At 61.3% G+C, this 9,961-nt stretch carries 9 protein-coding genes and 3 pseudogenes; 4 read left to right on the top strand and 8 right to left on the bottom strand.

All coding sequences use genetic code 11. The features are described from left to right. The first annotated feature begins 189 nt into the window (after nt 1-189). Both HHL08_RS26310 and HHL08_RS26190 read left to right on the top strand, forming a co-directional pair. Nucleotides 190-468 (top strand): annotated as a pseudogene (locus HHL08_RS26310) (transposase). A gap of 194 nt (nt 469-662) precedes the next feature. Next, a complete protein-coding gene (locus HHL08_RS26190; protein WP_169574762.1) occupies nt 663-854 on the top strand; it encodes a hypothetical protein in 192 nt (63 codons plus the stop codon). A 23-nt stretch (nt 855-877) separates the two neighbouring features. Here HHL08_RS26190 and HHL08_RS26185 read toward each other — a convergent pair whose 3' ends face one another. After that, nucleotides 878-1,021 (bottom strand): hypothetical protein, encoded by a 144-nt coding sequence (locus tag HHL08_RS26185; RefSeq protein ID WP_169574761.1) that lies wholly within the window; start codon nt 1,019-1,021, stop codon nt 878-880. An 8-nt stretch (nt 1,022-1,029) separates the two neighbouring features. Continuing rightward, complete coding sequence (locus tag HHL08_RS19905) at nt 1,030-1,260, bottom strand: hypothetical protein (RefSeq protein ID WP_169574760.1); 231 nt, start codon at nt 1,258-1,260, stop codon at nt 1,030-1,032. Nucleotides 1,261-1,367: 107 nt separating this feature from the next. Here HHL08_RS19905 and HHL08_RS26180 point away from each other — a divergent pair. Then, nucleotides 1,368-2,539: pseudogene (locus HHL08_RS26180) on the top strand (3-hydroxyacyl-CoA dehydrogenase NAD-binding domain-containing protein); the annotation flags it as partial. 235 nt (nt 2,540-2,774) lie between these two features. Here HHL08_RS26180 and HHL08_RS25720 read toward each other — a convergent pair. The 5 genes and pseudogenes from HHL08_RS25720 to HHL08_RS19880 all read right to left on the bottom strand — a co-directional run. Beyond that, nucleotides 2,775-2,888, bottom strand: a pseudogene (locus tag HHL08_RS25720) (2Fe-2S iron-sulfur cluster-binding protein); the annotation flags it as partial. 88 nt (nt 2,889-2,976) lie between these two features. Beyond that, complete coding sequence (locus tag HHL08_RS19895; RefSeq protein WP_169574759.1) at nt 2,977-4,161, bottom strand: cytochrome P450; 1,185 nt, start codon at nt 4,159-4,161, stop codon at nt 2,977-2,979. Between the two features lie 25 nt (nt 4,162-4,186). Next, nucleotides 4,187-4,999 carry an SDR family NAD(P)-dependent oxidoreductase gene (locus HHL08_RS19890; protein WP_169574758.1) on the bottom strand — a complete coding sequence of 271 codons (813 nt, stop codon included), beginning with the start codon at nt 4,997-4,999 and terminating at the stop codon, nt 4,187-4,189. A gap of 1 nt (nt 5,000) precedes the next feature. After that, on the bottom strand, nt 5,001-6,146 hold the full coding sequence (locus tag HHL08_RS19885; RefSeq protein WP_169574757.1) for a serine hydrolase domain-containing protein: 1,146 nt from the start codon (nt 6,144-6,146) through the stop codon (nt 5,001-5,003). A gap of 174 nt (nt 6,147-6,320) precedes the next feature. After that, the gene (locus HHL08_RS19880; protein WP_169574756.1) at nt 6,321-7,946 is read right to left on the bottom strand and encodes a GMC family oxidoreductase; all 1,626 of its coding nucleotides are present in this window, start codon (nt 7,944-7,946) and stop codon (nt 6,321-6,323) included. A 358-nt stretch (nt 7,947-8,304) separates the two neighbouring features. On the opposite strand from HHL08_RS19880, the gene HHL08_RS19875 reads away from it, so the two are divergent. Next, nucleotides 8,305-9,126: an SDR family NAD(P)-dependent oxidoreductase gene (locus HHL08_RS19875; protein WP_169574755.1), complete on the top strand. Its 822-nt coding sequence runs from the start codon at nt 8,305-8,307 to the stop codon at nt 9,124-9,126. Between the two features lie 52 nt (nt 9,127-9,178). Here HHL08_RS19875 and HHL08_RS19870 read toward each other — a convergent pair whose 3' ends face one another. Beyond that, nucleotides 9,179-9,961 carry an N-acyl homoserine lactonase family protein gene (locus tag HHL08_RS19870; RefSeq protein ID WP_169574754.1) on the bottom strand — a complete coding sequence of 261 codons (783 nt, stop codon included), beginning with the start codon at nt 9,959-9,961 and terminating at the stop codon, nt 9,179-9,181.

Below are 9,961 nucleotides of genomic sequence, written 5' to 3'. Positions count from 1 at the left end.
ACTCATGGGAACGGTCATAGCGTTCCCCGGCGAAGGCCGGGGTCCAGTTCCACGCTGCGGACTGGACCCCGGCCTTCGCCGGGGAACAGCATGTCGTAGGTTCCGATCAATGCATATTGGTATGAGACGCCAAAACCTGCGGCCCGGTAGTACCGCGCGACGAACTGGATCGCGTATAATGCGGCTCTGATGCAGCGTGGCTCGCTGGAGGTGTGGTTTGATCTGGAGATGCAACGGCTAACGACACCATGTGGTCGTCCCGGTCGGCCGATGCAGTTTTCGAACGGCACCATTGAGTTGTGCCTTGTGCAGAAGGCGCTCTTCAACCTTCCATGACGACACGTCAAGGGCTTGGTTGCGAGCCTGCTCAAGTTTGTAGGGTTGGACTGGCGGATGCCGGATTATACGCCGTTATGCCGACGGCAAAAAACCCTGATGATGGAACTTGCCGGGCGGCCGCAGGAATAATGCTTCAAAGGAAACCCGAGTCTTACGAGACGTTAGACCCGAAACGTCTAGTTCATGTGTCCGGTCTGTCCGCTTTCGCTGAGCCAGATAGCTGATCCTATCGAGCAGCCAACGCACCACAAATGCCCTTCCGTGGACAACTATGTCTTGGCTTCCCACAATTCCAGAAATGTCCCAACCGCGTTTTCAACATCGTGCGCTACCGCTATGGCAATAACGCAGGGCCCGGTTTGGTGCCGGAAAACATCGGCATACCACCCCGACTGACAAAGGGCGAGAAACTGGCGCGCCACTGTCTCTGGATCACCGGCGTCAAAAGCCAGCAAAAAGCCTGGCTGGCGCTGGCCGACGATCCGATACATATGTGCCGACCGGTCATCAGTTAAAGGCATGGCTGCTCGGCGGGCAGTCAATCGGTGCGGAATATGCGCTGTTCGATATCGAGGCCAGCGGGCTTGTAACCATAGCTGACCTGTTCGGCGATAATTGTCATTTTGCAGATCGGGGCGTGAAGCGGGCTCTGGGCGAGCGAAAGAGAATCAGGGTGGGTCATGGTTCTGATCATGGAGAACGTATCAGAACCAAATCGATAGGCTTGCGACGGCATTGGCGATAGTTAGACTGCGTATGTGCAATCATTATCGAACCGGTTCCGACAATATCCGCAGTTGGCGGGAATAAGCGGGGTTCGATATCCGCCAGCAGAACGCCGCGTTCGCCATTGAGGTCTGGCCCAAAAAAGCCCGGCATGATCGCCCGTAACGCAGATGGGGTGATCCGAAGCGATGTCATGCCCATGACGGGATGATTGCTTTCTTGCAGGGCAACGCCGGGTGCAAGACGCGGAATGCATATAGAAATTCATCTCTTATGGTGACGAGATCGGAGCATTGGAGTTGATGATCTCCGGCAGGACCATCGACGCCCTCCGCGCGCATGAAATCGGACTTGTCGATCGGATCGTGGATGGCGATCTGGTCGCTGAAGCTTTCAAGATCGCGTCCGCCAATAGGCTGCAGCCGATCCGCAGAACGGGCTCGATTCCTCCCCCCGTCAACCTGAAGGAGGCTGTCGCCGAAACCCGCGCCTCGCTGCGCAAGGGCGGCCTGAGCGCCTCGCCGGAACGGATCGTTGAGTGCGTGGAAGCGATCGAGGCCGATTTCGCTCCCGGACGAGCCGTGGAAAAGCGGCTCTTTGCAGAGCTGATGGATTCGCAAGCCGCACGTGGTTTGCAGCACGCCTTCTTCGGGGAGCGGAAAGTCGCGCGAATCCCGGGAATTGGGGCGGACATCCGGCCGCGCTCGATCAAAACCGTGGGTATCGTCGGCGGCGGCCTCATGGGCACGGGTATTGCGATCGCGTTGCTCAACGCGGGATTTGATGTGATCGTCGTCGAGACCCGAGGCAATGCCCGCGATAAAGCGCGCGATACGGTTGGGCGGACGATCCTGCGGGACGTCAAGAAGCGCCGCATATCGCAGTCGGAGGCGGACACGCGCTTGGCCGCGCTAACCCTCGCGCCTTCGCTCGAAGCGCTTGCCGATGTCGATTTGGTGATCGAAGCGGTGTTCGAGGATCTCGCGGTTAAGAGGGAAATTTTCACCACATTGCACTCCATCGTGCGATCCGACACGATTCTGGCCAGTAACACCTCCACGCTGGATCTGGATGCGATCGCGACGTTCACTTCCGATCCCTCTCGCGTTGTCGGGCTTCACTTTTTTCCCCGGCCAACGTCATGCGCCTTCTCGAAGTGGTGCGCGGCGGGCGGACCGCGCCCGATGTGCTGGCCACAGCTATGGCCTTTGCGCGGCGCATCGGCAAAGTCGGCGTCGTTTCCGGCGTTTGCGACGGCTTTATCGGCAACCGCATGTTCGAGGAATATCTGCGCCAAGCGTATTTCCTGCCGGAGGAAGGAGCGCTTCCACAGCAGATCGACGGGGCGATGGAGCATTGGGGTATGGCGATGGGGCCGATCCGCGTGCTCGATCTGGCCAGGCAGGATATCGGCTGGGCGATCCGCAAGCGCCGCGCCGTCGAGCAGCCCGACCGTCCTTATTCTGGCCTTCCCGACCGCGTCTGCGAGATGGGACGGTTCGGCCAGAAGGTTGGCAAAGGCATGTATCTGTATCCTGATGGCCGCACCGCCGCGCTCGACCCGCTCATCGACAAAATGATCATCGACTATTCAGGCGAGATCGGCGTGGGACGCCGGTCGATTAGCGATGCCGAGATCACGGAACGCTGCTTGTTGTCGCTGATCAACGAAGGCGCCCGCCTCGTCGGCGAAGGGATCGCCTATCCGAGACATAGACATGGCAGGTGGCGCATGAACAGCCGCCGCCGCACAGCGCCAGCATTTCATCCAGCCCGGCGTCACGGATGATTTCCATGACGCTCATGCCGACCTGAGCCTCCAGCGCACGGTCTTCCCCTTAGCGCGTGGTAACGGTTACCGCGCTCATCGCACGCCTCCGATCGTGAAGGCCGTCGGCAGCCCCGACACCATCATATGAGCGACACCCGCAGATGTTCGACCTCGGTGACGAGCGGGCTTTCGACCTTTCGCCAATCGCCCTTGATATGGATATTGGGGAAGCGGTCGGCGATGATCCTGATGGTTTCGGACACCTCCAGCCGCGCCAGTGTGGCGCCCAGGCAGCTATAATGGTTCGACCCGAACATCAGCGCGCGCGATGCCGGACGGCCCATCCTGAAATTGTCCGCGTCATCGAACTTGCTTTCGTCGCGGCCCCCCGAACGGGTCGATATCCAAATCCAGCTATCGGCCGGAAAGGTGAAGCCGTTGATGGCGATATCCTTCGACGCATGGCGCGCGATCACGCCAAAGCGCGGGCAGAGCCGATAGCTTTCCTCCGCGGCCTGCGGCGCGGCGGTGGGTCTGGCCAGGACCTGCTCCCACCGGCTGCGATCCTCCAGCAATGTGCCGAAAGTCAGGCCGAGTTGGTGCAGCGTATTGTCCATGCTGGCGATGAGCAGCGACATGGCGAGGGTCTTGACCTGATCGTGGGAAATCAGCCCTTCCAATTCGCAACGGATCAATTCCGACGTGAAGTCGTCGCCCAGATTGCCGCGCTTGTCATCGATATGTTTTTCGATGAACGCCAGCCCCTCCCAATAGGCCGCTTCGGATTCGCCGATGCGATCCTTGTCCATCATCAGCAGGGGCGGATTGATGGATTCGGTCACCCGCCCGATCCACGGCGCCATCTCGCGCGGCGCGGAAATCAGGTCGCAATAAAGCTGCGTTGGCAGCCGCCAGGCGATCTCCGCCATGAAATCGACATCGGTGGGATCCTTGATATCGTCCAGAATGCCGTGGATGATGGCGCGGACATCACCCTGGAGCTTGGCGACCTGCTGGGGCTTGAGCAGCCGCATATAGGGCTCGCGCATCTTGGTGCGCATGTCGCCCTCATGACAGACGATCTGCTTGTTCCATTCCTCGCGATACGGGCCTGAAGTCAGGTCGACGGCATCCAGGACGACGCCAAAGCCGCCGCCGATGTCGAACGCCTTGCTGCTCATGATCTCCCAACCCTGATCATGGGTCAGCACTTCGAACCCGCGCTCGCTCTTGCCCACCCAGCTCCTGCGACGCGCGGCGGCATAGTCCTCCCGGCTGGCAAGCGGCGAAATTTCGGGAATATCCATCAGTTGAGCCGTCGACATCGTTTAATCCAATCCAGCTTCAGTCTCAGTGCGAACCGGCGGCGCCCACCAGGTCGTCCATTTTCGTCCCGGTGCCGCCCAGCGACGTCCCGCCATCGACCACCATGGCATGGCCGGTCACATAGCTGGCATCGTCCGAACACAGCCACAGCACGGCCTTGGCCATTTCATCCGCGCGGCCGGGCCGCCCCATCGGAATGGCGAACACCAGCCGATCCATGAACGGCTGGGGCAAGGCGGCGATGAAGGGCGTGTCGACCAGGCCGGGGCACAGGGCGTTGATGCGAATGCCCTGTGCCGCATAGTCCATCGACGCCGCCTTGGTCAGTCCGACGACGGCATGTTTGGTCGCGGTATAGGCCGCCAGATTATAGCCGCCTATCAGCCCCGAAATGGAGGCCGTATTGACGATCGCGCCAGTGACGCCCCGATCCAGGAAGCTGCGCAACTGCGCCTTCATGCAGTAGAAGATGGCGCTGAGATTGACGTCCGTCACCCGGCGCCAATTGTCGCTGTCAAGATCGGCCAGCGGTACGGTATTGGCCTCTATCCCCGCATTGTTGATCGCATGGTCCAACCGTCCCAGATCGGCCCATATCGCATCGATCAACGCGCGGACGGAATTTTCATCGGCCACATCGACATGAAAGGCGCGCGCACGCCCGCCCATCGCTTCGATCGCCCCGACGGCGCTTTGTGCCGCTTCAAGATTGATGTCGGCGATGGCGACCATGCCGCCTGCCGCCGCGAACGCTTCGGATATGGCGCGGCCGATACCCGACGCGCCACCCGTCACCAGCGTGACGGTGTCGGCATAATCATAGGAAAGCGTTCCCATATTACACCATCGCCGATGCGACAGTGTCGGAATAGCGCTGGAAGCGGAGCATATTATGCCCTTCATGCATTACGCCGGCGGTCAGGCATACAAAGGTGGCGTCGGCCACCGGATCGACCCAATAGATCGAACTGCCCGCGCCATTATTGCCGAACGTCCCCTCCGACGTCAGCGTGCCATATTGATTATGGTTGAGCGTCTTGCCCTTCAGCGAGAAGCCAAGGCCCATATAGGCGGGATAGGCCTTCCACCCCATCGACAGCGCCAGCCAGCGATAAAGCTCGTTTTCCATCTCGCCGGTCCAGCATTGGGTGGCCAGCTTGATCGTGCGGGGCGATAGAATCCGCACCCCGTCAAGCTCGCCGCCGCGGCGCAGCATTTCGGTAAAGCGCCACATGTCGTCGGCGGTCGCGACGCAACCCACATGGGGCATTTCGGCAAATTCTTCCTCGAATATGCCATAGTCGCTCTTGTTGTTATGCCCCGGCGTGGTGACGGGCAGCGTGCCGCGCATGTCGGGAATGATGTGGCGCGGCTGGAGGTCTTTGCGGACGCCCATGGCCGTGTCGTGCATCTTGAGCGGCTCGAACAGATCCTCGCGATAGATGTCACGCAGCGAACGCTGCTTGGGATCGGTGCGACGAATGGCTTCGCCCATCAACGCATGATTGACCAGGGGCTGATAGTTGCAGCGCTGCCCAGGTTCCGTGGTCCCGCTGACAAAGGCGCAGATGTCCGCGATGACTTCGTCAAACTGGTCCTGCAGGGCGCCGGGGCGGATTTCCCAAAGGCCCGGCCACCCGGCCGTGTGGGTGAGCAGGTGGAAAAACGTCGCTTGGTCGCGCGGCGGGCCGGCAAATTCGGGGATGATGTCCGACACCTTGGTGGTCAGCGCAAAGCGACCCATCTCGATCGCGCGCAGCGTCAGGATGTTGGTGAACGCCTTGGTCATGGAGAAGATGGAGAAAATGGAGTCAGGATTGATCGGCTTTTCACCGGCGGCGTCGGCATGGCCGATCGTTTCGTTGAAGACCAGGGTGCCGCCGCGACCGACGCGGACCGAAGCCCCATAATAGAGGCCCTTGTCGATATCCTCGCGGATCATCTCCTTGAAATGATCCAGTCGTTCCTGCCAGACTTGCACCATATTCTCCTTGATCCTTCTTATCATCGAGCGAGCAACGCCTTGCCTGGCGCCGCCCTGCATCCTCTTCCATACAGCCGGTCAGGCTGCGATGCCCGTGGGATAAAAGGCCTTTGCGGTCTATCCCAAAGGCCAGGCACCATGCAGCGCCAAATTTTCGTCTTCCTTGACTTCAACTCAATCGATAACGGGGCGGAGCGCGGGTTTGCCCTGGATCATGTCGGCCGCCTTTTCACCGATCATGATGGCGGGCGCGTTGGTGTTACCGCCCGGAATGGCCGGCATGACCGACGCATCGGCGATGCGCAGCCCGGCGATGCCACGCACGCGCAGTTGACTGTCCACCACCGCCATCTCGTCATGCCCCATCCGACAACTGCCGACCGGATGCCGCACGGTGTACAGAGCGCGGCGCAGATAGGCGGTCAGCGCCTCGTCGCTCTGCGCGGCGATGCCAGGCGACACTTCCTGCTTGAGAAGGCCGCTCAAAGGTTCCGCCTGATAGATTTTGCGCACCTGCCGAAGGGCGCGGATCAACGTATCGACATCGCGCTGGTCCGACAGCAGGTTAAGCTGGATTTCGGGCGGTTCGGCCGGGTTGGAGGAGCCCAGTTTCAACGTCCCGCGGCTATAGGGGCGCAGCAGCACGATGGCCGCTTCAACCCGGTGTTCCTGGCGGCGGGTGATGCCCGGCACGTGGATCTGGGCGTCGCGACGCAGGGGATTGAAGAAGACCTGGACATCAGGGCGGTCGAGCCCGGACTGGGTCTTGATCAGCCCCTGCGCGCTGAGCGGCTGGGTGGTGAACAGTCCTTTCCCAAGGAGTGCCCATTGCAGGAAATGCACCGCCACCTTGTCGATCCGCAGCTGCCCCAGTGGGGTGATCGGATCCTTGGTCAGGTTTTCCATCATCGTGGCCGCATGATCGGCGATGTTCGTACCGACGCCGGGCAGGTGCAGGACCGGCGCGATGCCGATCGCATCAAGTTCGTCTGCATTGCCGATACCCGACAGCAGCAGCAGGCGCGCGCTGTTATAGACGCCCGCCGACAGGATGACTTCCTTGCGCGCCCGGACCTGTCGCACCTTGCCGCGCTGGACGAACTCGATGCCGACGGCCCTGCCATCCTCGACCAGGATGCGCGTCGCGCGGGCATGCAGTTCCAGCTTCACATTCCCCCGCCGCATCGCCGGACGCAAATAGGTCCGCGCCGTGCTGGACCGACGGCCCCGGCGATCGACGGTGATGTCGGACCCGGGCGAAATACCCTCAAACGGGGCGGCATCAAGGTCATCGACGATCGGATAGTTCAGGCTGCGCGCCGCTTCGACCAGCGGCTCCGACAACATGCCGCGACGGGCGATCGCCGTGGTCTTGAGCGGGCCGTCCTCGCCATGATAGCGGCTGCCCGACCGCCAACTCCCCTCGGCACGCCGGAAATAAGGCAGCACCTCGTCATAGGACCAGCCCTCACACCCCATCTGGCGCCATTCGTCATAGTCGATCGGGTTGCCGCGCGAATAGACTTTGCCGTTGATCGAGGACGAACCGCCCAGCACATGGCCCTGCGGCAGGTCGATGCGGCGATTATCGAGATGGGGTTCGGGCTGCGACTGGAACCCCCAGTTCAGGTTGGCGGGGCGGTTCCGGTAAAAGCCGATTCCCATGTGAAACACAAAATTCCAGTCGGACCCGCCAGCTTCCAGGACGAGCACGGAATTGGCTGGATCTTCCGACAGCCTGGACGCAACGACGCCACCGCCCGATCCCGAACCTACGACGATATAGTCAAAGTCAGTCATTGCTTCTGGTCCATTCATGCTGCCCGCTGGCTAGGTGCGGTCGCCCCCTCCTGTCGACATGGCGTTGATCGACAAGGACGAAGCAGAATGGATGATAGGTGCCCAGGGGCGATCGCGGGACGGTCCATCCTGGATTGATCATGCCGCGCTCTCTCCTTTTGGCCGTGCGGCCAATTCTGTCTGCTTGCCCCCGGTTCGTCGACGGGGTCTGCGAAAAGGTCATCATCCCCGCCCTTTTGCGTCAACCGACTTTTGGAGAGCGGCGTTGATCTAAAGTCAAGCGAGCGGCGCAAAGGTCGCTCGCGTCACCGCCCGGCCGCGCTATTGTTGCGCAACAGACGATAGGGAGTGGAGCCGAATGGCAGGGTTATTACAGGGCAAGGTGGCGGTCGTCACGGGCGGTTCGTCCGGCATCGGGCTGGGTATCGCGCAGCGGCTGGCCGCGCGCGGCTGCCATGTCGTCCTCATCGGCCGCAACCAGCAGGCGCTGGACGAGGCGGCGGCGGCGTTGAACGGCACCGCATTCCGCACCGACGTGACCGATGCCCAGGGGCTGCATGATGTGGCCGACGCGATCAAGGCGCGGTTCGGGCACCTCGACATCCTGGTCAACAATGCCGGCATCGGCCCCACCGCGCGCATGGCCGATATGACCAGGGCCGATTGGGCGTGGATGATCGACACCAATATATGGAGCGTGATCAACGGTCTGGACTCTTTCCTTCCGCTGCTTCAGGCGAACCCCGACCCCGGCTATATCCTCAACACATCCTCGATCAGTGGGATGTTTGCCGTTCCGACGATCGGCGGCTATGCGGCGACCAAATATGCGGTGGTGGCCATGTCGGAAACGCTGGCGGCGGAAATGGCGCAGGACGGGGGGAAGATCAGCGTCAGCGTCTTCCTGCCCGGCCCGGTACGATCCAACATCCACCACAGCGACCGGAACCGTCCCGATCAACTGGGCGAGGGGCAACTCAAAAGCGGTCGGCTGGAGGATGCCGAGGGTTTTGAAAATGTCACGATCCCATGGATGGACGCAGACGAAGCTGGCGAAATCGCGGTGCGGGCGATGCTGGCGGGCCAACTCTATATCTGGACCCATCCCGACGGCACGGCGCCGATCCTGGCCCGCTTCAGGCAGATCGAACAATCGATCGCCGATAGCGAGGGTATTTGAAGCCTGGGCCCGGCGGCGACGGACCGTTGCCGCCGGGCCGGGCCCTGTTCGTTCAGCCGATCGGACCTACCTTGGGAATGGTAGCCCAGAAATCGGGGTCGTGGCTTGGAAACACCCGGGCGCCCTTGCGCTCCAGCGACGACAGCAACTTGAGCGATGTCAGGAACTGATCGGCGTCATGGCAATGGTTGGGCAGTCGGAACTCGTCGAGCGATCGCTTGAGGCTGCAACAATCCCCGGTCAGGACGATGTCGCCGCCATCGGTCCTGATCTTGGCCGATTGATGGCCCGGCGTATGTCCGAGCGTCGGGAAAATGACGATCGTACCATCGGCGAACAGGTCATGCTCCCCGTGGATCTTCAGGAAAGGCTGGCCCAGATCATATTCGCTGATCTCATAGATGGGATCGTCCGTGATATTGTGGAAGGCATGATCATATTCGCGTTCCTGCACTATGACGGTCGCATTGGGGAAATAGGCGTTGCCGCCCGCATGATCGGTGTGCAAATGCGATGTAATGATCCAGCGGATGGCGGCAGGATCGACGCCGATCGCGTTCAGTCGCTCGTCGATCGTGTCGCCCTGCTCAAGGTCGATGAAGCTGTCCGGCTGGGTGCCTCTTGGCCGCACGAAACGCGGCCCCAGCCCGGTATCGAACAGCACCAGACCCTTGGGGTGATCGATCAGGAAGGCCGTGACCGGCGCGCGCATTTCGCCCGGCTCGCCATCGAGAAAGAAGCCGATCGGCATGTTCACATGGCCGACCGTAAAACCGAACAGGCGAACGCCATCGCCGGGTTTGCGCGGCGCGGTGGGAATTTCAACGGCGCTCAT

It is taken from the genome of Sphingobium psychrophilum, from assembly GCF_012927105.1.
In the GTDB taxonomy this organism is placed as follows: Bacteria; Pseudomonadota; Alphaproteobacteria; order Sphingomonadales; family Sphingomonadaceae; genus Sphingobium; species Sphingobium psychrophilum.
The sequence above is the reverse complement of the archived record's forward strand: the minus strand, read 5'-3'. Positions and strand labels throughout refer to the sequence as shown.